This is a genomic window from Vibrio echinoideorum (assembly GCF_024347455.1).
Classification (GTDB): domain Bacteria; phylum Pseudomonadota; class Gammaproteobacteria; order Enterobacterales; family Vibrionaceae; genus Vibrio; species Vibrio echinoideorum.
Map to the genome: position 1 here is coordinate 781,422 of NZ_AP025483.1, position 23,826 is coordinate 805,247.

Here is a 23,826-nt window from a genome sequence, read left to right on the forward strand (position 1 = left end):
AGGCGACTTTTGAAGTGACCCTCTGGCTCGAGAGTGAGAAGCAAACGTTGCAAGTGTTTGGTTAAAGGTGAGAAGAGTTAACCAGACGAAACGGTTACGACAGCGTTGCTTAATGGATTGTATGGGATAGCTTAAGAGCTAATATCCAGTTGCTTAAGAGTCAATATCCAGTTGTTCAAGCTCTTATAAACAGCATTGCTTGTCAAGAATGCTTGTTAAGCGAATGTTAATCATTAGCTTAGCAAACATTGAGGGAATTGGTATGTGATAAGTATTTGAAAAAAAGAAATAAATTAAATCTAAGGTCGGCTTAGTTCCAAACCAGTTGGTTAGTACCGCGCTGTTTTGCTTTGTTTAGCGTTTTATTTAGTCGCTCTAATATTTCTTCAGGTGTATCTGATTCTTTAAACTGAGTGGTTGTCGCACACAAGGTAATGGTGATCTGTTGGTCACGGAACTTAAATGGCAATCGGCTCACTTGCGTCTGGATGTTTTGAATTACCTGATGGCAATATTCATCGGTTTGTTCTGGCAACAACAAGATAAATTCCTCACCAGAAAAACGCGCGACGGTGTCGGTAGTGCCTGTTTCTTTGGTGATGGTTCTCGCTATGATTTTGAGCGCTTTATCACCCGCTGTGTAACCAAAGCTATCGTTAATGGCTTTGAAGTTGTCGATGTCGAGCAGAACGACTCGCAGTGAGTGTTGCGCGCGAATCCAACGACGGTATTCAAGTTCTAGACGATCGGTAAAGGCAGTACGATTGTAGACCTTGGTTAGAGGGTCAAGCAGCATACGCTGAGCCTGATCTTCCAAACGCTTTCGGTAGTCTTGAGTCACTTCATAGAGCGAGTCTAACTGAGTTTTCCCGTAATTCATTCTCTCTATCAGAGCTTGTTCTTTTTGCTCGGCATGATTCAGTCTTTCAGAAAGAGAGGCGATTTCACTAAGCAGAGGATTAATTGTCTGCTTTAAGTTATCGATGTCTGTGGCTTTATCAACGGAGTTTTGGCTTTTAGATACAAGCTCATTTAACTCAGAGTTCAGACCTTGGCGGTGCTCAAAGTAACTTTGGCTTTGGTCAGCATTTTGGTCTGCTGTTTTGATACTGGAAGCGAGTGATGCGTTGAGTTGATCGATAAATTGTTCAGACTTCTTACGCTCTAGGTTGGTGCCTTCAATAACCAGTTTGAGGATCTGAAGTGTTAGCTCAAGTAAGCTTTGTGTTGAAACGCCAATCAAAAGTTTTGCTCGAATATCGGCGAGTAAATCACCTGATTCACCCTCAAAGTCGAGTTCAGTGATCAGATGTTGTAATTCGTTTGATAGGTCGGAAAGGAGTTCTTGTTCTGGCGATTGGGCAGCGTCGGCGAAATGAGTACGCGAGTTATTCGCCATAATCTTTATGGCACGCTCGTAAATACCGAGAAGTTTCATAGCGTGGTCAACTTTCTGACTGCCATTACATTCGGAGAAGCTAAGTAAGTTTCGCAGGTCACGTTTCAACGGTGCTGGAAGGCCAGTTATACGTTGTAGCGTTTCTCCACTGTGCTTAATGCTGTCGTCCAGATATCCGTTCTGTTTATCCATAGCCAACGTTTTCTGCTTGAGCATCCTTTCTAAGACTGCCAACTTTGGGATCATTGAGCTGATGTCTTTTTGCTTTTCTAGCTCTTCCCTAAGGGCAATGAGGTTTTCATCTAAATAGCTGTTACTACCAACACACGCATCACTTAAAGATGTGACGATACGCTTAAGAACTTTCTGCTCTCTAATAAATTTGAACGAGGTGTCTCTTTGCGTCAAACGAACTTGCTCCAACTGAAATTTCAATTGGTGTAGTTGCGCCTGAATGTCTTTTTCAAGAATGCCCATAGATGTATTAATTAGCGCCGCGTAGACCGATCACGATCATTTAAATGAAATTCCGTTGCATCGATAATAACAAAACTAAAAATAAGGTCACGACTTGCAAGTCTTAACCGCTCGCAAATCAGTCATCTTTTAGCATTTTTTTGATGTTGTCCTCATTCTGGTACGACGATTGTATTTTTATTAACCCTTGATTAATGGCATGTTTACAAGCTTCTCTTATGTTACCAGTTGCAAGGCTTGCCGCTGGAGCATTATCGATAGCTTTGAGGTATACCCATTGGCTAGTGCGTTCTTTTAAGCTGATCTCGCGTGCTAAGTTGGTCGACATCAATAATACATCTAGTAACTCTTGGTCGTTAATCGCAGTGTAAGCGCGTGGTAAGAACGGATAGTCAGCGATGCCCATTCGAAGCGTACGGTTGATGTTGCGTTCTGGTTCGAAGTTATTAATCCACGATTGAATCTTTAGGAACATGGCTTCTGGTGATGAATCTCGGTCTGAATTTGGCTCTATATAAAGCAAGTTCGCATCTGAGAAATGGTAGACGCGTGCCGGGCCTTCAAGTTTTGATTTTAGGAAGTCACCGAAAGCGTCTTCTAACTCTAGACCTGCTTTGTAGCCATTCTGCGTGTACATATTGCGTAGGAAAGGTAAATCAATCATCACAAAGCGTAAACGGTCGTTCAGTGGCTCATAGATTAATTCACCAAGCTGCCATTGCTCGAAGGTTTGGCTCGTTTGTTCTAACGAATTTGAGAGCTTAGCATTCAGCATTCTTAGATTGGGAAGCTTTGAACGTGAGTGGGTAAAGAGGTCCGTGCGCAGTGAGTCCACTTCTTTGGCTAAGGTTTGAATCAGGTAGCCTCGGCGCAGAACAAAGAAGAACAAAATGATGCTGAACAAAAATAGGGCGAACGATATTTTTTGGAATTTACGATGCTCTAGTTTGTATCTTTCCAGTTCTTGCGCTTGGCCGGCATAGTGCAGTGTTTGTTCGGCAAACTCTTTCTGTTGACGGAATGCATCCTCGCCAACACGGTTGAGTTTTTGTTGCTCTAAAGACACCAGACTATTGTATTGCTTGAGGTTGGCTAATGCCTGTTGAGGTTGGCCTGCTTGCTCATAACCCAAAGAGAGTAAATAGTATGAGCGTTGCGACAGGCGCATATTTTCTACCTGACGTGAAATTTCGAGTGCACGCGTTGCATGCTTGATTACATCATCGCTTTCTTGCAAGTGGTAAGCCAATCCTGCCGATAACAGCGCAGCGCGTCCTTCCAGTTTTGGAATGTCAGTGTATTCCAACAGTTCCAGTGCGCGTGTTAGGTACTGCTCTGCCAGAGGGTAGTTATAAAGACGCAAGTAAGTTGCTGATAAACTTAACCTAATATCAATAACTTGGTGGATGTCTCGGTCGGTACTTTCATGATCTAGGACGTTAAAAAAATGCACTAAAGCGAGGTTATATTTTCCTTGGAAGAAGTACACATCACCCATTTTCTTTAGCACTTGTGCCAAGATCGGAGAGTTTTCAAAGTTGTCGTAGAAATCAGCGGCTTGAGAAAGGTGCTCTAGTGCTTTATCCAATACTTGGCGCTCAAAGAAAAGCTGTGCAAGCAAGCGGTTTACTTTGGCTAAGCGTGCGCTTAGGTTGCCTTCTACCGACTTCCAGTAACCATAAAGTAATTCAGATAGCGCGTGATTGTATTCTTTGTGGTTCAGATAAAATTCACCGACTGCGATGTGGTAGTCGATGGTGACCTTTTCTGAGTAGCGTTGATCTAGGTAAGTTTTCGCTTCTTGATAGAACTTCTCGGCTTCGTCTACTTTATTATCATAAGAGGCGATATCGGCTTTTAACATGATCAAACGATAGGTGATGCCTTCTGTTAAGCGTAAGGTTTTATTCACCGATTCTAGGTCTGTTTCGATACTCGCTAGTTCTGTTTTCGCTTTGATTGATTTTCTATCACTAAGCCAAAGTAATCTAACTTTTAGGATCTGAAGATCCAGTTTTAGGTACTCAAGTTTATAAGTTTTTGCTAACTCAGACGCTTTGTCGATATGTTGAATTGCAGTATGAATGTTGCCAAGGTTGTATTCTGCTTTCGCTAATATCTTGTAGGCATCGATACTGCTGTTTGGAGTTCTAATCGAAGAATCTGTCTCTTCGCGAGAAATGGCCGATGGGCTTTTCTCGCTTTGATCAGAAAGGATACGTAGCGTTAGGTAGCTATTCGCCATTTGTTTTGCTTGGCTCGGCTCGATCTCAACCAAGTTATTGGCTTCATTGAGCAGCGCCGATGAATAAACCGACGCATGAACCGATGTGCTTAAGCTTAAAATAAATAGACTAACAACGTATAACCAACGCATTTCAATATCCCTTTAAAGATTGGGTGTTTCAACCTGATTATTGGCGAGCCATACGCTTATTGTGACTTGGTCTATCTTGCTCTGTTGAACGGTATGGGTTGATATCTAAACCTCCACGACGCGTGTAACGTGCGAACACGGTTAGCTTCGATGGTGCACAGTATTTCATGATGTCAGTGAAGATACGCTCAACACATTGTTCGTGGAATTCGTTGTGCTCACGGAAAGAAACTAAATAACGTAGCAGTGATTCACGGTCAATTTTCTTGCCTGAATATGCGATCTCAACACTGCCCCAATCGGGTTGGTTGGTGATCAAACAGTTCGATTTTAATAGGTGGCTGTGCAGTGTTTCTTCTACGTCTTGCTCGCCAGCAGCACCTTCAAGTAATGACGCTTCAAAATCATAACTGGTGATTTGGATGTCTTGGTTGTCGATACAGTCACCCTCCATCGTCACGATAGGTTGGTTGGTGTAGTCGGTTACCGAGTTAACGTTCACAATCACGGCTTCGCCAGCGCATGCCGACAAGTCTTGAGTCAGACGCTCAGTGACTTGGTCCCAGTTTTGGAATTGAGTTTGATTGTAGCTGTTCAGATACAGCTTGAAAGATTTTGATTCAATTAAATTTGGGCTCGTTGCTGGGATGAAAACTTCACCCACCGCCACTTGTGGTAGGCCGTTGGTGTTTAGCCACGAAAGCTCGTACATCGTCCAAATATCATGGCCAACAAAAGGCAGGTCACCGTTTAGCGCAAGGTCATCACGATTCAGGCTGCGAGGTACTGGCTGCAATAAACTTGCATCGTATTGGTTAGAGTACTCAGTTTTTTGGCCAAGGGTTAAACCCGCTAGCTCTTTTGCGTCAGAATATTTGCTCATACTTTCGTTTCAAATTCGATTAGAATGGGTTCGATTTTACTGAATCCCTATTACCCTGTCATTAAGTCATCGCTTAATCGGCGCTGAAAGGGCTCGGATTCTATTTATTATTTTGTGTTTAGGAGATTTTCATGACTCAACGTGCTCAAGACGCACTACTTTCTTTTAGTCAGCGATACGTTGACGCGTGGCAGCAGCAGCACCAAAGCTTACCTCGCAATGAGGAGTTGGTTGATATTGTGTCGCCTTGCGTAGAAGAAAAGAGCGGCGACGCCGTGTTATGGAAAAACTATCCACGTGAGCAATTCGCGGATTTCACTAACGTTGAAACGGGTATCGAGTTGACGCTGCATGAAGACATCAAAACCTTCTACGGTGCGCAATACAGCGCAGATATGAACGCGACTTTTGACGGTAACGATCTGACGTTATTACAGATTTGGAGTGATGAAGACTTCGAATGCCTGCAAGAAAACGTCTTAGGCCACCTAGTGACTCAGCGTCGTTTGAAGCTAAAGCCAACGGTTTTTATCGCAGCTACTGACGCTGAACTGGATGTTATCTCTATCTGTAACTTAACGGGTAACGTAGTTTTAGAGCGTTTGGGAACCAAAAATCGTGATGTGTTAGCCGAGACATTGGCAGAATTTTTAAACAAGTTACAACCAGCGGTATAAATAGATGTACGTACTAGAGCTTCAATTTGAGTGTTTTGATAACACAACGGTCAGCGCTGTCGATAAGGCAGTTAATGGCTTAATGGATGCACTTCGTTACAACGGACAAGTGTTAGGTCGTGAGTTTCCAATCGTGATGGGCGACGGTGAATTTTATGTTCGCGTTGTGTGCCCAGAGCAAGACAGTTTGCATCCGCGCAATCACTCGGACTTTGTTAAAGTGTGTTTTGAACGTTTGTCTGCTGCGAGCCTTCTTGCTCCTAAAATGCGCTTGCTTGGCCGAGATCTTAACTCGGAAGAAGTGGCAGAAGATGAAGCACCGAGCTGGCAAGTGTTGTACACGACGTTTGTTCATACTTGTTCACCGCTACGCAGTGGCGAGAGCCTGTTGCCGATCCCTTTATATCGTAACCCGCCAACCTTTAATGGCGACCACAAGGCTGTGTTGAAATGGCAGACAGAGTGGCAAGCCTGTGATGAAGTACAAATGGGCGGTGGTTGTCGAGCTGAACACGCAACTCTAACCGAGATCAGTGATACCAAAAGCGTATTATTTAAACGCGGTTGGGGCTTGAGAGGGCGCATTGAGTACCTCACTAAGATCCCAACGTATTACTACTTATACCGTGTCGGTGGCATTAGCCTAAAAGCTGAAAAAGAGCGTAAATGCCCGCAATGTGATGGTGAATGGCTGCTTGATGCGCCTATTCACGACATTTTCTATTTCAAGTGTGATGACTGCCGATTGGTGTCAAACATTTCTTGGGATCATATTAAGTAACCCACTTAGCTCTATTCTAGATTCAGAGTATCGAAGTATGAGCCAATACTTCGATACTTGTTCCTCTGCTTTTCTCCCTGTTAGCTTTCCGTTTATTTCTCTTTTTATTCCTTAATATTGATCGTTTATCAGTATTGGGAGAACCCATCTGCCGAACGAATTTTGCACTTTAATACGTTCATTCTGTGTTTTATCTCTCGCTCTGTAGCCCTTAGGTATTCACCAGAATAATTCCACACCCATCAACTTTTGCTCATTTCAATAGTTAACTGGATCACAGTAATCAATCAGTTCTCTTTCAATTTATATTCTACTCAATATAAATGGGATCGATCCCATGGGAATGTTCCCATTTATGAAAGTGACCTAATTCTAGATTGAAAAGGAATGGACGATGAAACTGTTACCTATTGCTGCTGCACTCTCTACTGCTTTACTTACTCCTAATTTATACGCTGACGAAACCACACCATTGGAGTTCAATGGCTACATGCGCGGCGGTGTTGGCCTGAGTAATGAAGGCGGCTCAAACAGCAAGTGGGAGGTGAGTAAAGTTGGCCGACTTGGCAACGAAAATGACCTGTATGGTGAGTTTGGTTTTAAGAAAGAGGTGTATGCGGAGGACGACGTTTCATTTTTAGTTGATTCCATGTTGTCGTACTGGCAAGGCCAAGATGAAAACGCCGCGGATAAAAGCGTTGATGTGGTGCAATTGAATGTTCAGGCGGTCGGGCTTTTTGAAGATAAGGACATTGGGATTTGGGCGGGTGAACGTTACTACCAGCGTCATGATGTACACATTGTTGATAACTACTATTGGGATGTCAGTGGTATTGGTGCTGGCGTTGAGCACATCAATATGGGCCCAGGTAAATTATCGGTCGCCCTGATTCAAGACACGGTTACGGGTGATGTTTTTGATGGGAAAGAAACCACAGCCATGATTGCTGACGTGCGCTATGCCGGGATTCCATTGTGGAAAAATGCGGATCTTGAGGTCGGTATTGATATGAACTTCGCCAATGAAAAGCAAGGTCAAACGGTCGATGCGGATGATAGCGTGATGCTAACGGCAAGCTTAAATCAAAACCTGTCAGGTGGCTTCAACAAAACTATTCTCCAAGTGGCTAACTCTGGCTATGCCGAGCAGATGACAACCTTTGGTACCGGTAAAGGCATCGTACGTGATGCAAACAATAATGACGCTGAAGGCTTTCGATTGATTAACTGGGGTGTGCTTGCTGTTGGTGAGAACATCGAGTTTGGTCACACTGTTCGTTATGCAATGTCGACGGGTGTTGGTGCTAATAATAGCGATGATGATTCTTTCAGTGCGGTCATTCGCCCGCTTTACAAGTGGGATAAGCGTATGCGTACCATTCTTGAAATTGGTGGCTTTGTTGAAACTATCGATAACAAAGATGGGGCAGGTGGTAAATTCACAATCGCTCAGGCTTGGGTTCCACAAGTGGGTTTCTGGTCTCGTCCTGAATTCCGTATCTTTGCGACTTACCTAAACGATGCTGAAAATGACAATGCCTTCGGTGAAGGTAAAAACAGTGAAATGAGCGTTGGTATGCAAGTGGAAGCTTGGTGGTAAGTCGAACTTTCTTGTAAATCCTAACCAATAAAAAGGGGCTGACGTTATGTCAGCCCCTTCGGGTATCTATAGATTGCTGTAGTTTAGTTGATTACCAACCTTTAACTACGCCACCTTGGAAGATATCAGAAGCTGCTTTGTACACTTCTTCAGTTTGGTAAGCTTTTACGAAGTTCTGTACATTTTCAGCGTTTAGATTTTCTTCACGAGAAACGATTAGGTTTACGTATGGAGAGTCTTTGTCTTCAACGAAGATACCGTCTTTTTGCGGAGTCAGGTTGATAGAGCTCGCGTAAGTTGTGTTGATGATAGACAGTGCTACATCATCAAGAGAACGTGGTAGTTGTGCTGCGTCTAGTTCAACAATTGTTAGGTTCTTAGGGTTCTTAACGATGTCACGAACTGTTGCTAGAAGACCAGCACCTTCACGAAGCTCAAGCAGACCTTGTTGCTCAAGAAGCAGTAGAGAACGACCTAGGTTAGTTGGATCGTTTGGTACTGCAATGCGCGCGCCGTCTTGGATTTCGTCTACAGATTTCACTTCTTTAGAGTAACCCGCGATTGGGTAAACAAACGTGTTACCAGCGATAGTCAGTTTGTAACCACGGTCAGCAACTTGCTGATCTAGGTACGGTGCGTGTTGGAATGCATTAATGTCGATAGAGCCGTCATCCAGTGCCGCGTTTGGTGTTACGTAATCTGTGAAAGTCACTAGCTCAACATCTAGGCCGTACTGCTCTTTTGCTACTTTAGCTGCTACTTCTGCAACTTGTGCTTCAGCACCTGCCATTACGCCAACTTTTACTTTAGAAGTGTCGACTTCTTTGTCACCACAACCTGCTAGTACTAGCGCTGATGCCGCTGCTGCGATAGTAAGTAAACCTTTAAGGTTAAATTTCATAATAATCTCCTTTTAATAAATCTATTTAATTTGGTTCAGACGACTTTGAGTTTGGTCTGTAAGTCGTTATCTGTGGTCAACACGGCGAACTAATGAATCACCGATTGATTGAATAATTTGTACCAGCACAATCAACATCACTACCGTCACAGCCATGATAGTCACATCATAACGGTGGAATCCGTAACGAATCGCGACATCACCTAAGCCGCCACCACCTACGGTACCTGCCATTGCTGAGTAGCTCACCAGCGTTACTAATGTAATTGTTACTGAGTTGATGATAGTCGGTAGTGCTTCAGGAAGCAGAACCTTATTGATGATTTGTGTTGGTGTTGCGCCCATTGATTGAGCGGCTTCCACTAAACCTGTTGGTACTTCAAGTAGCGCACTCTCGATAAGTCGAGCCACGAATGGGATAGCGCCAATCGTCAGTGGAACAATCGCTGCTGTTGTACCGATGAAGGTACCAATCAGCATCTTAGTCAGTGGGATAATAGCAACCATCAACACTAAGAAAGGCACTGAACGACCCACGTTCACAACCGCACCGAGAATTTTGTTTAGCTTGGTGTTCTCTAACAGACCACCTTTTTTAGTCGTATGTAGAATCACGCCTAATGGGATACCGACAGCGAAGCCAACAATGCCTGCTACAGCAACCATGTAAAGTGTTTCGCCTGTTGCGCCTAATAGAAGGTTACCGTTAAGGCTGATCCAGTCAGCAATCTCTTTGAAACTAAAGGACATAACCCAGTACCTCTACCTTTACATTGTTGTCGCGTAGGAATTGAATAGCAGCATTATCATCGGCTTCATTACCGAACAGTTCAGCAACCATCATGCCGAACTTAACGCCACCTGCGTAATCCAAGTCTGAGCTTAAGATGCTGACATCGATATTAAATTTGCGAGCAATTTGCGTCATTAGCGGTGCATCAACGGTTGCGCCAGTAAACTCAAGACGTACTAACGGATAGCTGCTGTTTACGCGAGTCTCTTGTAAGCGTGCTTGGTAATCTTCAGGAATCGTCAGATCCAGCGTTGAGCGAATAAATTGATGTGCCAGCTCTGTTTTAGGGTGTGCGAATATTTCACCCACAGTGCCTTTCTCTACTAGCTCACCATCACCAATGATCGCTACTTCGTGACAGATGCTTTTCACTACATCCATTTCATGAGTAATGAGTAGGATAGTGATGTTCAGCTTGCGGTTGATTTCACGCAACAGCTCAAGAATAGATTGAGTGGTCGCAGGATCCAGTGCACTGGTCGCTTCATCACATAACAAAACTTTCGGGTCAGATGCCAGTGCGCGAGCAATCGCAACACGCTGCTTTTGACCACCACTTAAATTCGCAGGGTAGGTGTCACGCTTGTCTGCTAGGCCAACAAGCTTAAGTAACTCACTGACTTTCGCTTCAATAACCGCTTTATCTTTACCTGCAAGCTCTAAAGGCAGTGCGATATTGTTAAATACAGTACGAGAAGACAGAAGATTGAAGTGCTGGAATATCATGCCGATGTTACGACGCGCTTCGCTAAGTTCTGATTTGCTAAGTTTTGTTAGGTCAATACCGTCAACAATCACTTCACCAGACGTTGGAGCTTCCAACATGTTTACACAGCGGATAAGGGTACTTTTGCCTGCACCTGAAGAGCCGATGACTCCAAAGATTTGACCTTGAGGAATGTGGAGGTTGATATCAATTAAGGCATTGATTTCTTTAGTGCCTTGATAAAAAACCTTGTTGACTTGATTCACTTTAATCATAGGGAAACTCGTGCAGGTAAAACAGAATAATATATCGATAGCTCGCTCGATTTACAGATGATGCTATGGTGTTCTATGATCTAAGTCAATAGATATTTTTACGTCTAGACGGCTAAACGGCGATGGTGCTGCTGAGGTAGAAACAAATCGTTAACGAACGCAAAACTAAATAGATAGTGATGAAGCAAATAAAGCGTGTAATAATTAATGATTAATAGAGAGTTGATAGAGAACTGAATTTTGTCTAAACCTGCTGTTTTTTTAGATCGTGATGGTGTGATTAATGTTGATCACGGCTACGTACATGATGAGCATGACTTTGAATACATCGATGGTGTGTTTGAAGCGGCGAAAGCGTTTAAAGATATGGGCTATTTATTGGTACTTGTGACCAACCAATCTGGTATTGCTCGTGGCAAGTTTAGCGAAGATCGTTTTCTTTCTTTGACGCAGTGGATGGATTGGAACTTTGTCGATAATGGCGTTGAGTTAGATGGTATCTATTACTGTCCTCATCATCCTGAACACGGCATTGGCGACTACAAACAAGATTGTGAATGTCGCAAGCCTAAACCAGGCATGTTCATTTCTGCTCGTGACTTTCTGAAAATTGATATGGCGAACTCTGTCATGATCGGCGATAAAGCTGAAGATATGATGGCAGCAGAAGCCGCTGGTGTTGGTACCAGAGTCTTGGTAAGAACGGGCAAGCCTGTGACTGAAAAAGGCGAGGCTCTAGCAAGTGTCGTGCTTGACAGTATTAAAGACGTACCAGCATTCTTAAAAGGTTAAGACACTAAGATATCTTTCACTTTAGATATAAGTGTCGTTCACTATATTAAGATGAGGAACGCAGTATGAAAGCATTGTTGATAGCATCTCTATGTACGGTTGCATTAGTCGGGTGCTCTAAATCAGCAGCTCCTGAGACTGAGAGCGCAACATCGGATAATCAATTCGTGACTTATCAATGTGAGTCTGACGTTTCGTTCGAAGTGGCTTACCTTGATAATGAAAAAGCAGTATTACGTTTGCCTAATAATGAATATCGCCTGATTCAAATAGCGGCAGGTTCAGGAACGAAATACATCCTAGATGATGGTACATCTGAGGTGGTTAACAGCGTAACTTTACGCACTAAAGGTGACAATGCTCGTCTAGAACTTGATCGTGTCGTCTATAAAAATTGCCGAAAGTAGGTCATAGTTAACTTCTAAGATTTACAAACAGCTAAGTGAGGGATTATGCCCTCACTTTTTCTTCTCTTCCCTTTAACGTTAGACTTTTTATGAGCAAAAAACTCACTATTCTCGATATTGCTAAACTGTCCGGTGTTGGTAAGTCAACCGTATCTCGCGTTCTGACCAACGATCCAAAAGTGAAACCTGAAACCCGAGAAAGGGTGGAAAGAGTAATTCAAGAATCTGGGTATACGCCGTCTAAGTCTGCGCAGTCGATGCGTGGTGGTAGTCAAAAAGTCATCGGTGTAATTATTTCTCGTTTGGACTCTCCCTCTGAAAATAAAGCTGTTAGCACAATGCTGGCCGAGTTGTATCGAGCGGATTACGATGTCGTGATCATGGAAAGTCAGCTTGATAGAGAAAAAGCCAATGAGCACCTTCAGGTTCTCAAGCGTCGTAATGTAGACGGCATAATCGTGTTTGGCTTTACTGACTGCGATATTCCTGCGATCGAAGCTTGGGAGCATAAAGCCGTAGTTATTGCTCTAGATACCGAGAACGTGACATCTATTAACTATGATAACCAGCAGGTCATTGATCGTGCTTTAGCGCATTTATCCGATCAAGGGATCTCTGATGTTGGGTTTATTGGTGTTGATCCTAGCGATAAATCAACCGGTGAACTGCGTTTGAAGGCTTATCTAGAGTGGTGTGAAAATACCAGTTCGATTGCAAACTATCGAACTGGAGAGCTCCACCATGAAAGTGCTTATCAGTTAGTAGATGATGTATTAACACCCACAACTCAAGCTATTGTGTGTGCCAGTGACACGCTAGCTCTCGGCGTGATTAAGCGTCTTCAAGAGCTACAGCGTGAAGATGTGGTTGTTACTGGCGTTGGTGGCAACACTCTGCTCTCTTTTTTGTTTCCTCGTGTCTTTAGTATTGATCCTGGGTATCAATCTGCAGGTAAATTGGCCGCCAATCTATTGATCTCTCAGCTTTTAGGCAATGCAGAGATCTCACATCACACTCAATCACCTATTCTATAATTCACTCAATCAAGCGAAATAGAACCGCTTAGATTAAAATTAGAGTGTGATCTCTTTCAATTAATGGGACTGTTCCCATTTTAATTTATCATTCATGCGGGCATTATAATAACCGTAATTGGGAATGTTCCCATAGGTCTAGAACTGAGTGGTTATAGCCGCATGGTTTAGATGAATAATTGAATGAAACCAGGGTGGGGTAGTATGAGTAAGATAGCGAAGCAAGACGTTGCGCGTCTTATCGAGTTAGTCGGTGGCAAAGAGAATATTGCGAGTGTCAGCCATTGTCTGACTCGACTGCGTTTTGTATTGAACGATACGGAACTGGCGAACAAAGCAGAACTAGAAAAGCTGAAACTAGTAAAAGGTTGCTTTACTAACGCAGGTCAATTCCAAGTTGTGATTGGCACCGAGGTTGATGAGGTGTACGCACTTCTGATTGAGCAAACTGGCAAAGATTCATCGTCAAAAGGTGAGGCTAAACTTGCAGCCCGTCAGAACATGAACTTTCTTGAACGTGGTATCTCCCATTTAGCCGAAATTTTCGTACCACTGCTGCCTGCCATTATTACTGGTGGTTTGATCCTTGGTTTCCGTAATGTGATTGGCGACATTCGCATGTTCGACGGCAAAACCTTGGTTGAAATCAGCCAATTCTGGGCAACCGTTCACTCATTCTTGTGGCTGATTGGTGAAGCTATTTTCTTCTTCCTACCGGTTGGCGTTTGTTGGGCAACGGTTAAGAAACTCGGCGGAACGCCTATTCTGGGTATCACACTTGGTGTGACCTTGGTTTCACCACAACTCATGAACGCATACATGATAGGTAAATCGGTACCTGAAGTGTGGGACTTTGGTCTGTTCGTTATTGAGAAAGTCGGTTATCAGGCACAAGTGATCCCTGCGATGCTAGCGGGTGTGGCTCTGGCGTTCATCGAGACTAACCTCAAGCGCATTGTGCCTGCTTACTTGTACCTTGTGATTGTACCGTTTGTATCGATTATATTGTCAGTGATTCTAGCTCACGCCTTTATTGGCCCATTCGGTCGTATGTTAGGCGATGGTGTGGCATTCGCGGCTAAAGCTGCAATGACCGGTGACTTTGCGATTCTTGGTTCAGTAGTCTTTGGTTTCTTATACGCACCTTTAGTTATCACGGGTATTCACCACACAACCAACGCTGTGGATTTGCAATTGATGCAAGACTTAGGTGGTACACCAATCTGGCCTTTAATTGCACTATCAAACATTGCACAAGCTTCTGCGGTTGTCGGCATCATTATTTTGAGTAAGCGCGAAGGTGAACGAGACATCTCGGTACCTGCGGCAATCTCAGCATATTTAGGCGTGACGGAACCAGCGATGTACGGCATCAACCTTAAATACAAATTCCCAATGTTGAGCGCGATGATCGGCAGTGCCGTAGCCGCTGCAATCTGTGGTAGCGCTGGTGTTATGGCAAATGGTATCGGTGTGGGCGGCTTGCCGGGTATCTTCTCGATTCAACCGCAATATTGGTCGATTTACTTAGTCGCGATGCTGGTGGCGGTTGTACTGCCGATAACGCTGACGCTGTTCTTCTACAAGCGAGCACAGATGAAAGGCGAACTAGAAACCGCCAACGCATAATGCATTTAACAAGCGATGACTTTAAGTGAGTCATCGCTTTTTCTCTTAGTAATAACGGCTATTCGACCATGATTCACATGGTGATTTTTTATTTATATTTTCTGGTAAGTGAGTGTTAGAGATGGCGATGACTGAGCGCGATGAAAGTTGGTGGAAAACCGCAACCATCTATCAAATCTACCCAAAGAGCTTTTGTGACAGCGGGAGCCAAGGTACTGGCGATATCAAAGGAATCATTTCAAAACTGGATTATCTTAAACACTTGAGTGTGGATGCGATTTGGCTAACCCCAGTTTACGCGTCACCCATGATCGACAATGGTTACGATATCTCAGACTACTACGCGATTAACCCTCAATTCGGCACCATGGAAGACTTCGACCTGTTACTGTCTGAAGCTCACCAACGTGGCATCCGTATCGTGATGGATATCGTGGTAAATCATACCTCGACCGAGCATGCGTGGTTTCAGTCTGCATTGGGTGACAAAAACAGTCCATACCGCGATTATTACATTTGGAAAGATCCAGTAGATGGCCAAGCACCAACTAATTGGCAATCTAAGTTTGGTGGTAATGCATGGGAAATGGATGAGGCCACAGGGCAGTATTTCCTGCACCTATTCGCGAAAGAGCAGGCCGACCTTAACTGGGAGAACCCTGTTGTACGTGAAGAAGTAAAAGACGTTATCAGCTTCTGGGCTGAGAAGGGCGTCGATGGTTTTCGCTTAGACGTGATTAACTTGATTTCAAAACAGCAAGATTTCCCGAATGATGATATTGGTGATGGTCGCCGTTTCTATACCGATGGCCCACGTGTGCATGAATATTTGAAAGAGATCAGCGAAGCGGTATTTCAGAAATACGGCAGCGTGACAGTCGGCGAGATGTCTTCAACCACGTTGGAACATTGTCAGAAATACTCAAATATTGATAACAGCGAACTGTCGATGGTGTTTAACTTCCACCACCTTAAGGTTGATTACACCAATGGTGAAAAGTGGACCAATGCACCGTTTGATTTCTTACAACTCAAGTCGATCTTCAATCACTGGCAAACCGGTTTGAACGGCAAAGGGTGGGGCGCGCTATTTTGGTGTAACCATGACCAACCAAGAGTCGTGAGCCGCTTGGGTAACGATCAACAATATCGTATTGAATCGGCCAAGATGCTGGCCGCGTCTGTACACATGATGCAAGGCACGCCTTATATCTATCAAGGTGAAGAGATTGGGATGACTAATCCAGGTTATACCGACATCAGCCAATATCGTGATGTAGAGAGCACCAATATGTACGACATCATGGTTAACCGTGATGGTGTAGCTCATGAAGATATGATGGCGATCTTGGCGCAGAAATCTCGTGATAACTCTCGTACGCCAATGCAGTGGAATCGTGAAGCTTACGCAGGCTTCTCACAATCACAGCCATGGCTAGATGTTGCGAATAACTACACTGAGATCAACGCTGAGCAAGCGCTCGAAGATAAAGACTCTGTTTTCTATTTCTACAAGAGCTTGATTGAGTTACGTAAAGAAGTGCCAGTGATTACTTACGGTAGTTACCAAGATCTATTGCCTGAGCACCCGTCGGTATTTGCGTACTCTCGTGAGAGTGAAGGGCAGATCCTGCTGTGTATTAATAACTATTATGGTGAAGCGTGTCAGGTTGAGTTGCCCAATGAACTTGATCTGGATGAAGCGCAATTGCTATTGGGGAATTACCCTGAAGATCCGTCGCCAGTTTCTGTAAATACGATGATCTTGCGACCGTATGAAACAAGAATTCTCTTGATAGAGCAATAATACTCGTTCCCCTATGCGAGTATAAGCTTTGAGCCTGAATTCTAAATGTTAGGCTCAAAGCTTTCCTTCCTATTTCAGCGGAAGGCTTGTTCGATTGATTAGCCTTTATTTACGGTAAATGAATCGAGAACCCACACACTTTCGCTCAGTTGAGTACCGTTCTTTTCATCCCAGCCCATCGTTTTTACAACACCAAAGCTTGGGTTAAACCATGTTTCGGTATTGCTTTGAAATTCAGCTGAGTCATACCCATCACATGCAACGTTGTAAGTGTTTTCAACTTTCAGGTACGCCGTTTCAATTTTCTTACCTTGAACCGTCATCGTTGATCGTTGGCCATTCTCAGATACTTGTTGGCTCCAGTTGAATCGACATTGTGTTTCTGATGGCCCTAAATCATTGATGCCTTCTTCATAGAAATCATCAAGCAAGGCTTCTAGTTGTCCAGTCGTCACATCAAACGAGAGGCTCACTGAATTGTCACTGATATCAATATTTGGGCTTTTTTCTTTTACTGTGCGGCTTGAAGATTTGAATACTGGGTTGGTCACCAAAAAGTCGACAGCCTCACCATTGCTCAGTTCTATATTGGAATCAACTGAGTTAACAAAGCCATCACTGCCTTTGTAAAATAGTTCACTGTCCGTATCACCTTGCACTGTCATATCAGCAGCGTAAAAGCCGTTGATACCACTATTTACCATGCTTTCTACCGTTGCTTTTAGCTTCTCTAGTTGAGCAACACCTTCAGTAGTGTTAGAGATAGCTAGCTTATCCAATTCCAGCTGAATATTGGCCAACATTAGCTCAGAACTGATGTCTCGGTATGCAAGCTCCAGCGTTATGTTCTCTCCACCATCTTCTGATACTAGGTACGATAATAATGTGATGTTCTGTGGGGTAAATTGAGAGTTGTTAATTGGGTAATCGAACTGACTTGCCTCAGTTGAGCCAGTTGAAGATCCACCTCCGCCGCCACACCCGTAAAGAGCAAATAGAGAGGTCGCAAGCAGCGTCATGGTTTTTTTCATGTTGAGTATTCCTAATGTGAATGGCCAGGTGGCCTGATGTTTTTAGGAATGCTATTGCTGAGAGGGTTTAGAGGGCAAAAAACGAAGACACACGAGATCTTAATTTATATTTAAGTCATTGTTATCATAGTCTTTAGGTTTTTTATTCGTTATCTGTTGTTCTACCGCCGTGCAGTAGCTAAGCATTAGGTTTTCCCATTGCTTGATGATCAGTGGCTCTTTGATGCTCAGTTTTAGATTTTTCCAAGGCTGGAGACAAGTCGATTTTGACTCGGGCTTAGATAACCTTGCAAACAGTTCTTCAGAAGGAACCACCCGCAGTAACGCAACTAAGGACTCCATGTAGTTTAGACGGAACTTATCCATGTCCCCTTGCTTGTAAGCAATATGAGAAATCATCATATAAACAAGTGCGTTTTCGATGGTGGAGTTACCCGCCGTGTTAGTCAGAAAATCTTTTGCGGTTTGTAGGTCTCTTAACTTGAAATGAATAATCCCAAGCCAGAGTTTGAGTTCGTCGGGAATCAATTTAAAGCGTGTTTGCACAAGACTAGTGAAACTAATCAGGCGTAGGTGGTCGGTCTCAAACAACGCCAGTTGTCGTGCAATCAATGTTGAGGTCATTACGTTGAGGGGGAATTTATCAAGCTCCAGTGTTTGCCCATCAAGTAAACGATTTAGTTCTTCATTATTGACAGACCATTCTGAAGCTAAAGGAGCAGGCAGAGCAAAGTAGTTCGCCAGTTCTCGATTGATTTCCATCAGGCTTTCACTGAGGTTATCGATTTCTATTGAGTAGATGCCACGAAAGGCGAGCTTCCCGGAGCTTGGGTAAATCAGGCTTACTTTGGCGGTAAGACGTTTATCGACTTCTTGATCTTTCAATTGAACATTGAGTAGGTAATCACTGGTGCGCATGTTCTTTGCGCCAGGAAAGAAGGGAGAGTTATCTACTGGATCGACGAAGTAACTCGGTGCATCTTGGTTAGCTAAATCGGTATAAGCGTATTCAATTTGTTGTTGAAGCAGCAGTGCTTTGACAGACTTTCTGTGTTTTCTCGCATTGTCACCGATGGCGTCGATGCGGTTCAACAATAGTTCTACCTTCGGAATGAGTCTCTGCTCGCGCTCAAGCACGGAGGCTTGGTTCGAAGACTGCCAAAACATATAGCCCAAGGTTGCAGTGCTGATTAGAAATATCAAAGACATTAAAAGCAGTAATGAAGTAACCAGTGACGTTTTTTTGTGAGGCTTAGGCTGCTCGGTTTGTTTTGGCGCTATCGTTGTTTCAGTCGGTGCATTGGCCAAGCTCACTGAGCTCGGGCTAAGGAAGTACCCCTTTCGTGGATAAGTCACCAAGATCTTAGTGGCGTCGCTTTCTGGTAGGTACTTTTGAATGATCGAACGTAGCGTACTGATTCTATTAGTAAGAACGTTCTTTGATATGAAATTGCTTTGCCAAACAGTTTCGATGATGTGCTCGGCAGCTAACGGGTCACCAACGCTGGTAAGAAACAGCTCTAAGAGTTCGATAGAACGAGGTTCTAAATCAATGACCTGCTCATCACAACTTAAAACACGCGTGGTTGGGTTGAATTTTAAACCTTCAATATAAATCGAGGTTTGAGTGTCTTTGGCGCTAGAGAGGTAATCTTGCATAGAAAAAAGAAGGCGGCTTATAAAAGCTAAATACTAGTTGTTTTTGTTATGAAAAACAGCCAGTAATTCATTCGTTGGATAGCTAATGTTAAGACGCGTAGTTAACAGAGTAACGAGTTGGCTTATGATTCATGGCCAATACGATGTTCAATACCGCAGTTCCCAATACAGAAACGGCAATTACCCAAGGCGATATAAAGAAGAAGGATGCAAACAGAATACAAGCATCAATGCCCATCTGGGTTTTACCTACAGAGATACCGTAGCGATCTTGGATAAACAAACACAACACGTTAAAGCCACCTAAGCTTGAGCGATGACGGAATAGTATCAGCATACCTAAACCCATTAACAAGCCACCTGCTACCGCGCAGTAAATTTCATTATGAACTTCTAATGAGATTACCAAGTATAAATGGTCGGCAAATACAGACACCAAAGCGCCAGAGATGGCACTGCTAATCGCAAAGTGACGGCCAAATCGTTTCCATGCTAATAGGTAGAATGGACAATTGGCAATAAAGTACAAAATACCAAAGGTTACCGGCGTAAATTGACTCAAAAGCAGAGCCAAGCCAGTAGTACCACCTGTAAGCAGGTTCGCTGACTGTAAAAAGAAGACGCCTAATGCCACTAAAAACGTGCCAGTAAGAATAGCGACCCAATCTTCTTTACGTGAGTGTTTTTCCATCGTTTTTATAATTACCTAACCAATAAAGGCGTGCATAGTAGAGAAAAACCTTAGCTTTCGGTAGCTTGAGGTGCAAAATTAAGGTAAACCTATGTAATCTGCGTTTTACAGGGTGTAAAGCGTAAAATTGACAGTAAGCTTCATCTTTGGTTGGATAAGCTTAATAACCATGATAAATCTTATTTGTGATTATGAAAAAACTGCATGATAAAATTGCAATTAGCTCTTTATGACCTAGATCAAATTATGTAGAATGCGTCACATCAAAACGGTGACGGAAACGTTTGCTTTCGGTCGTTGTGTGGTTTTTTTGAAACTTTCAGTACAATCTGAGTCAGGAGATACAGATGCTTAAGCGTGACATGAACATTGCTGATTACGATGCGGACCTATTCGCAGCTATCCAAGAAGAAACTCTTCGTCAGGAAGAGCACATCGAACTTATCGCTTCAGAAAACTACACAAGCCCACGTGTAATGGAAGCTCAAGGTTCTCAACTTACAAACAAATACGCTGAAGGCTACCCTGGTAAGCGTTACTACGGCGGTTGTGAGTTCGTAGATAAAGTTGAAACTCTAGCAATCGAACGTGCATGTGAACTTTTTGGCGCTCAATACGCGAACGTACAACCTCACTCAGGTTCTCAAGCTAACAACGCTGTATACATGGCACTACTAAACGCTGGTGATACCGTTCTTGGTATGAGCCTAGCGCACGGTGGTCACCTAACTCACGGTTCTCCAGTAAACTTCTCTGGTAAGCTTTACAACATCATTCCTTACGGTATCGATGAAGCTGGCCAAATCGATTACGAAGAGATGGAAGCTCTCGCTATCGAGCACAAACCTAAGATGATCATCGGTGGTTTCTCAGCTTATTCTCAAGTTTGTGATTGGAAACGCATGCGTGAAATCGCTGACAAAGTAGGTGCTTACTTCTTCGTAGATATGGCTCACGTTGCTGGTCTAATCGCAGCAGGTGTTTACCCGAACCCAGTTCCACACGCTCACGTTGTTACAACAACAACGCACAAAACGCTTGCTGGTCCTCGTGGTGGTCTTATCCTTTCTAACGAAGGCGAAGATCTATACAAGAAGCTGAACTCAGCAGTATTCCCAGGCGGCCAAGGTGGTCCTCTAATGCACGTTATCGCTGGTAAAGCAGTAGCGTTCAAAGAAGCTCTAGAGCCAGAGTTTAAAGAATACCAAGCACGCGTAGTTGCTAACGCAAAAGCAATGGTTGCTGAATTCCTAGCTCGCGGTTACAACATCGTTTCAGGTTCTACAGAGAACCACCTGTTCCTAGTTGACCTAATTGACAAAGACATCACAGGTAAAGAAGCAGACGCAGCACTTGGTTCAGCTAACATTACAGTTAACAAGAACTCAGTACCAAACGACCCACGTAGCCCGTTCGTTACTTCAGGTATCCGTATCGGTTCTCCTTCTATTACTCGTCGTGGTTTCTCAGAAGCCGATGCGAAAGAGCTAGCAGGTTGGATGTGTGACATCCTAGATAATATGGGTGATGAGTCTGTTATCGAAGCAACTAAAGCGAAAGTACTAGAGATCTGTAAGCGTCTACCGGTTTACGCTTAATTTTTTCTTCGTAGTAATTTGAACTTCGTTGTCGAGCATGCTCACTTACACCCGTAAGCTCCGCGTGCTCTCCTAGAATTTCAAACGACTACTTTGAAAAGTACTTTTAAAGGGGCTCATTGAGTCCTTTTTTGTTTTAGGGAAAGGTGCTGAAAACTCCGCGCCTTTTCCTTGAACTAAATCTATTTGATTGAAACATACGATTTGAAGGGCTCCTGTATAGGGGCCTTTTTTGTATTTGTCGGTATGAGCGTTGGGTTATCTGAGAATACAGAAAGGCAGGTACTAAAAAGGGCTGATGTTTGCACATCAACCCTTTGCTGTTTGTTGGTATCGGTTTTACTTTTTGATGCTCAGTAAAGTACCTGACTTACATCTAAACGAGTAGTAGCTGCGGCTTTCATTAAACTTACCTAAGCCTTCACCATCACAGTAGTCGATGTTGATATCACGCATTACTTCTAGCGTTTCTTCGCTGTTCAAAGCGAATTTAGAACCATCTGAACAGACGATACGAATTCGCTCATCATGGCTTACAGAGTAGATATCGACTTCAGTATTACACAACTCAAAAGACGCTTCACGAAAGTTGTCTTGTTGAGAGTTTGAAGAGCAACCTGCGGTGAGTGCGGCTGCGATAATGGCTAATAGTCCGAGTCTTTTCATTGTTAGTCCTTCGATATCATCAAACTTAGTGATGAGTTTTATATGCTGTTCTGGGTAGCCTATACAACAACACGCTTTGATTCAAGGAGCGTTGGTTCACTCTAAGATATAAAAGTATAGGTGCAAACAGATAATTTATAATAGGTTTATTGGTCTTGGTCTATCACGTACCTCAAACAAAAAAGACCAACACTGAGGTTGGCCTTTCAAAATCAAGTTTGTTTTAAATGACTATCGAAACTGTTTGGCTTCTGGAAGGAACTCAAAACCAGCAGACGCAAGTTTAGCGATCAAGGCTGCTTTGTCGATTTCGTAGAAGTTGACTACTCGATCCAAATCACCGCCGAAGTCGTCACGCAGCTTCATGTTGACGATACTCATCAACATCACTGGATCCATCTTTGCAAAATTAGCGAGGTTCATATTAGTCCTCGAAATCTGAGATCAGTAGGTTAGCTGCGGCAAATGCAGCACTATCTCTTGCTTCTTTAGGAAGAGACTCATCCGCAGCAAGGTCATTCAATGTTTTTACCGCGCAGGTGATCGCTTTAGGGATATAGCCTTGGTCGCCACTGCCAATTTGAGAATACAGTGCACGCACCAAATCACAACAATCGTATACTTTCATTTTTATACCTAACCAAATGATAACTGATCTCAATATACACATAGAGATAAGCAAAAACAAAGTGGATCTGATTAAGTTCAGGGTTAGTTTGTCCTTGCTCAATATCTTATTTTGTTGATGTTCAATATATCACTTGGTTAGCTCACTGCTTAGACCGATCTTTATCGATTAGCTTGTATTTATTGAGTTAGCCGGATATTTGCTGTTCAAGTTGATAAGTGACTTCATTAGCAAGGTTGAGTTGCTTTGCCAACTCTTTGAGATAGGCCTTTTCCATGAAGTTCTGCTCATCTGCCACAATCAAAGAGGCTAAGTAGATTTCACTCGCTTGTTGAGGCGACGTTGCTAGCTGAGCGATCTCGCTTGGGTCGAGTGGTTTGTGCAATTCTTCAGACACCAATTTAGTCAGCTGATAATCCGCGCCCATGTTCTCGACGGCTTGCTCTATCTTAGCCATCTCTTCTTCATCAACATGGCCGTCGGCTTTGGATGCGGCAATCATCGATCTTAGAATCAGAACGCTGTGGTTTGAATCGTTCTCATCAAATTGAGCTTGTTCGGCGTTGGGTGTTTGTCCTTGTTTAGACTGGTAGTCGTTATAAACTTTATAAGCCAGAGCACCCAGTGCCGCTGCACCACCAATCCCAACGGCTTTCTTACCCATTTTTTTTGTCTTCTTAGAGCCCATTAACGCACCCAGGAGTCCGCCACCAACAGCACCTGCGCCTAAAGCACCGAGTGTGCTCTTGTTGCTACTCTTACCATCACCCTTACTGCTTTTGGAAAGGCTACTTAAGTTCGAAGATCCTTGTGCAAGCTTCTGAGTTCCTTGTTTAACGAGATCTGATTTAAGTGCTTGGTTAAGTAAGCTTTTGATGTCCATCGATACCTCCAATGGTAAACGTGTCTAAAGAGTTGTTAGAACCAATATACGGACTTGAAGATGAACCGGGGATTAACTTACGTTATTTACTCTACTGATCAATAGATAGGAGTTTGAAGAGAAACGACAGGC

General features: G+C 43.5%; 22 protein-coding genes. 9 read left to right on the forward strand and 13 right to left on the reverse strand.

Translation table 11 applies throughout. The features are described from left to right. Nucleotides 1-310: 310 nt before the first annotated feature. The 3 genes from OCV36_RS03665 to queF form a co-directional block, all read right to left on the reverse strand. Complete coding sequence (locus OCV36_RS03665) at nucleotides 311-1,876, reverse strand: sensor domain-containing diguanylate cyclase (RefSeq protein WP_135456015.1); 1,566 nt, start codon at nucleotides 1,874-1,876, stop codon at nucleotides 311-313. Between the two features lie 118 nt (nucleotides 1,877-1,994). After that, nucleotides 1,995-4,253: a tetratricopeptide repeat protein gene (locus OCV36_RS03670; RefSeq protein WP_017076210.1), complete on the reverse strand. Its 2,259-nt coding sequence runs from the start codon at nucleotides 4,251-4,253 to the stop codon at nucleotides 1,995-1,997. 37 nt (nucleotides 4,254-4,290) lie between these two features. Further along, nucleotides 4,291-5,136, reverse strand: a complete 846-nt coding sequence (gene queF, locus OCV36_RS03675) for an NADPH-dependent 7-cyano-7-deazaguanine reductase QueF (protein ID WP_135456017.1) — start codon at nucleotides 5,134-5,136, stop codon at nucleotides 4,291-4,293. A gap of 131 nt (nucleotides 5,137-5,267) precedes the next feature. On the opposite strand from queF, the gene syd reads away from it, so the two are divergent. The 3 genes from syd to OCV36_RS03690 all read left to right on the forward strand — a co-directional run bounded on the left by syd (nucleotide 5,268) and on the right by OCV36_RS03690 (nucleotide 8,194). Further along, a complete protein-coding gene (syd, locus tag OCV36_RS03680) occupies nucleotides 5,268-5,813 on the forward strand; it encodes a SecY-interacting protein (RefSeq protein ID WP_135456019.1) in 546 nt (181 codons plus the stop codon). A gap of 4 nt (nucleotides 5,814-5,817) precedes the next feature. Then, nucleotides 5,818-6,594: a Zn-ribbon-containing protein gene (locus OCV36_RS03685; protein ID WP_135456022.1), complete on the forward strand. Its 777-nt coding sequence runs from the start codon at nucleotides 5,818-5,820 to the stop codon at nucleotides 6,592-6,594. A 394-nt stretch (nucleotides 6,595-6,988) separates the two neighbouring features. Beyond that, nucleotides 6,989-8,194, forward strand: coding sequence for a carbohydrate porin (locus tag OCV36_RS03690; protein ID WP_135456024.1), 1,206 nt, complete (start codon nucleotides 6,989-6,991; stop codon nucleotides 8,192-8,194). 91 nt (nucleotides 8,195-8,285) lie between these two features. On the opposite strand, the gene OCV36_RS03695 is transcribed toward OCV36_RS03690, so the two are convergent. The 3 genes from OCV36_RS03695 to metN form a co-directional block, all read right to left on the reverse strand. After that, entirely contained in the window at nucleotides 8,286-9,095 is an 810-nt protein-coding gene (locus tag OCV36_RS03695; RefSeq protein WP_017110404.1) for a MetQ/NlpA family lipoprotein, read from the reverse strand. A gap of 66 nt (nucleotides 9,096-9,161) precedes the next feature. Further along, the gene (locus OCV36_RS03700; protein WP_017076204.1) at nucleotides 9,162-9,845 is read right to left on the reverse strand and encodes a methionine ABC transporter permease; all 684 of its coding nucleotides are present in this window, start codon (nucleotides 9,843-9,845) and stop codon (nucleotides 9,162-9,164) included. Next, nucleotides 9,835-10,869, reverse strand: coding sequence for a methionine ABC transporter ATP-binding protein MetN (gene metN, locus OCV36_RS03705; protein ID WP_017076203.1), 1,035 nt, complete (start codon nucleotides 10,867-10,869; stop codon nucleotides 9,835-9,837). Before metN ends, OCV36_RS03700 begins: the two co-directional genes overlap by 11 nt. 240 nt (nucleotides 10,870-11,109) lie before the next feature. On the opposite strand from metN, the gene gmhB reads away from it, so the two are divergent. The 5 genes from gmhB (at nucleotide 11,110) to treC (ending at nucleotide 16,538) form a co-directional block, all read left to right on the forward strand. Beyond that, nucleotides 11,110-11,661, forward strand: a complete 552-nt coding sequence (gene gmhB, locus OCV36_RS03710) for a D-glycero-beta-D-manno-heptose 1,7-bisphosphate 7-phosphatase (protein WP_004734374.1) — start codon at nucleotides 11,110-11,112, stop codon at nucleotides 11,659-11,661. A gap of 65 nt (nucleotides 11,662-11,726) precedes the next feature. Continuing rightward, nucleotides 11,727-12,068 (forward strand): MliC family protein, encoded by a 342-nt coding sequence (locus tag OCV36_RS03715; RefSeq protein ID WP_135456026.1) that lies wholly within the window; start codon nucleotides 11,727-11,729, stop codon nucleotides 12,066-12,068. Between the two features lie 89 nt (nucleotides 12,069-12,157). Continuing rightward, nucleotides 12,158-13,102: a trehalose operon repressor TreR gene (treR, locus tag OCV36_RS03720; protein WP_017076201.1), complete on the forward strand. Its 945-nt coding sequence runs from the start codon at nucleotides 12,158-12,160 to the stop codon at nucleotides 13,100-13,102. A gap of 204 nt (nucleotides 13,103-13,306) precedes the next feature. Continuing rightward, entirely contained in the window at nucleotides 13,307-14,731 is a 1,425-nt protein-coding gene (treB, locus tag OCV36_RS03725; protein ID WP_135456028.1) for a PTS trehalose transporter subunit IIBC, read from the forward strand. Between the two features lie 121 nt (nucleotides 14,732-14,852). Then, nucleotides 14,853-16,538 carry an alpha,alpha-phosphotrehalase gene (gene treC / locus OCV36_RS03730; protein WP_135456031.1) on the forward strand — a complete coding sequence of 562 codons (1,686 nt, stop codon included), beginning with the start codon at nucleotides 14,853-14,855 and terminating at the stop codon, nucleotides 16,536-16,538. 98 nt (nucleotides 16,539-16,636) lie between these two features. On the opposite strand, the gene OCV36_RS03735 is transcribed toward treC, so the two are convergent. From OCV36_RS03735 to OCV36_RS03745, 3 genes are all read right to left on the reverse strand, one after another. Beyond that, a complete protein-coding gene (locus tag OCV36_RS03735) occupies nucleotides 16,637-17,569 on the reverse strand; it encodes a hypothetical protein (RefSeq protein WP_135456033.1) in 933 nt (310 codons plus the stop codon). Nucleotides 17,570-17,668: 99 nt separating this feature from the next. Then, nucleotides 17,669-19,228, reverse strand: a complete 1,560-nt coding sequence (locus OCV36_RS03740) for a winged helix-turn-helix domain-containing protein (protein WP_135456035.1) — start codon at nucleotides 19,226-19,228, stop codon at nucleotides 17,669-17,671. 88 nt (nucleotides 19,229-19,316) lie between these two features. After that, the gene (locus tag OCV36_RS03745; protein ID WP_135456037.1) at nucleotides 19,317-19,919 is read right to left on the reverse strand and encodes a YitT family protein; all 603 of its coding nucleotides are present in this window, start codon (nucleotides 19,917-19,919) and stop codon (nucleotides 19,317-19,319) included. 347 nt (nucleotides 19,920-20,266) lie between these two features. On the opposite strand from OCV36_RS03745, the gene glyA reads away from it, so the two are divergent. Further along, the gene (gene glyA, locus OCV36_RS03750) at nucleotides 20,267-21,517 is read left to right on the forward strand and encodes a serine hydroxymethyltransferase (protein WP_017072688.1); all 1,251 of its coding nucleotides are present in this window, start codon (nucleotides 20,267-20,269) and stop codon (nucleotides 21,515-21,517) included. Between the two features lie 339 nt (nucleotides 21,518-21,856). On the opposite strand, the gene OCV36_RS03755 is transcribed toward glyA, so the two are convergent. The 4 genes from OCV36_RS03755 to OCV36_RS03770 all read right to left on the reverse strand — a co-directional run bounded on the left by OCV36_RS03755 (nucleotide 21,857) and on the right by OCV36_RS03770 (nucleotide 23,694). Beyond that, nucleotides 21,857-22,183, reverse strand: coding sequence for a hypothetical protein (locus OCV36_RS03755; protein WP_017072687.1), 327 nt, complete (start codon nucleotides 22,181-22,183; stop codon nucleotides 21,857-21,859). Between the two features lie 231 nt (nucleotides 22,184-22,414). After that, nucleotides 22,415-22,606: a DUF4250 domain-containing protein gene (locus OCV36_RS03760; protein ID WP_135456039.1), complete on the reverse strand. Its 192-nt coding sequence runs from the start codon at nucleotides 22,604-22,606 to the stop codon at nucleotides 22,415-22,417. 1 nt (nucleotide 22,607) lies between these two features. Beyond that, nucleotides 22,608-22,811 carry a YaeP family protein gene (locus OCV36_RS03765; RefSeq protein WP_017072685.1) on the reverse strand — a complete coding sequence of 68 codons (204 nt, stop codon included), beginning with the start codon at nucleotides 22,809-22,811 and terminating at the stop codon, nucleotides 22,608-22,610. Nucleotides 22,812-22,998: 187 nt separating this feature from the next. After that, the gene (locus OCV36_RS03770; RefSeq protein WP_017072684.1) at nucleotides 22,999-23,694 is read right to left on the reverse strand and encodes a tellurite resistance TerB family protein; all 696 of its coding nucleotides are present in this window, start codon (nucleotides 23,692-23,694) and stop codon (nucleotides 22,999-23,001) included. Between the last annotated feature and the right edge of the window lie 132 nt (nucleotides 23,695-23,826).

Excerpts from the sequence above, each read along its gene's own strand:
- OCV36_RS03665 (WP_135456015.1), bottom strand. The coding sequence starts at position 1,876 with ATGGGCATTCTTGAAAAAGACATTCAGGCGCAACTACACCAATTGAAA.
- OCV36_RS03670 (WP_017076210.1), bottom strand. The coding sequence starts at position 4,253 with ATGCGTTGGTTATACGTTGTTAGTCTATTTATTTTAAGCTTAAGCACA.
- queF (WP_135456017.1), bottom strand. The coding sequence starts at position 5,136 with ATGAGCAAATATTCTGACGCAAAAGAGCTAGCGGGTTTAACCCTTGGC.
- syd (WP_135456019.1), top strand. The coding sequence starts at position 5,268 with ATGACTCAACGTGCTCAAGACGCACTACTTTCTTTTAGTCAGCGATAC.
- OCV36_RS03685 (WP_135456022.1), top strand. The coding sequence starts at position 5,818 with ATGTACGTACTAGAGCTTCAATTTGAGTGTTTTGATAACACAACGGTC.
- OCV36_RS03690 (WP_135456024.1), top strand. The coding sequence starts at position 6,989 with ATGAAACTGTTACCTATTGCTGCTGCACTCTCTACTGCTTTACTTACT.
- OCV36_RS03695 (WP_017110404.1), bottom strand. The coding sequence starts at position 9,095 with ATGAAATTTAACCTTAAAGGTTTACTTACTATCGCAGCAGCGGCATCA.
- OCV36_RS03700 (WP_017076204.1), bottom strand. The coding sequence starts at position 9,845 with ATGTCCTTTAGTTTCAAAGAGATTGCTGACTGGATCAGCCTTAACGGT.
- metN (WP_017076203.1), bottom strand. The coding sequence starts at position 10,869 with ATGATTAAAGTGAATCAAGTCAACAAGGTTTTTTATCAAGGCACTAAA.
- OCV36_RS03715 (WP_135456026.1), top strand. The coding sequence starts at position 11,727 with ATGAAAGCATTGTTGATAGCATCTCTATGTACGGTTGCATTAGTCGGG.
- treR (WP_017076201.1), top strand. The coding sequence starts at position 12,158 with ATGAGCAAAAAACTCACTATTCTCGATATTGCTAAACTGTCCGGTGTT.
- treB (WP_135456028.1), top strand. The coding sequence starts at position 13,307 with ATGAGTAAGATAGCGAAGCAAGACGTTGCGCGTCTTATCGAGTTAGTC.
- treC (WP_135456031.1), top strand. The coding sequence starts at position 14,853 with ATGGCGATGACTGAGCGCGATGAAAGTTGGTGGAAAACCGCAACCATC.
- OCV36_RS03735 (WP_135456033.1), bottom strand. The coding sequence starts at position 17,569 with ATGAAAAAAACCATGACGCTGCTTGCGACCTCTCTATTTGCTCTTTAC.
- OCV36_RS03740 (WP_135456035.1), bottom strand. The coding sequence starts at position 19,228 with ATGCAAGATTACCTCTCTAGCGCCAAAGACACTCAAACCTCGATTTAT.
- OCV36_RS03745 (WP_135456037.1), bottom strand. The coding sequence starts at position 19,919 with ATGGAAAAACACTCACGTAAAGAAGATTGGGTCGCTATTCTTACTGGC.
- glyA (WP_017072688.1), top strand. The coding sequence starts at position 20,267 with ATGCTTAAGCGTGACATGAACATTGCTGATTACGATGCGGACCTATTC.
- OCV36_RS03755 (WP_017072687.1), bottom strand. The coding sequence starts at position 22,183 with ATGAAAAGACTCGGACTATTAGCCATTATCGCAGCCGCACTCACCGCA.
- OCV36_RS03760 (WP_135456039.1), bottom strand. The coding sequence starts at position 22,606 with ATGAACCTCGCTAATTTTGCAAAGATGGATCCAGTGATGTTGATGAGT.
- OCV36_RS03765 (WP_017072685.1), bottom strand. The coding sequence starts at position 22,811 with ATGAAAGTATACGATTGTTGTGATTTGGTGCGTGCACTGTATTCTCAA.
- OCV36_RS03770 (WP_017072684.1), bottom strand. The coding sequence starts at position 23,694 with ATGGACATCAAAAGCTTACTTAACCAAGCACTTAAATCAGATCTCGTT.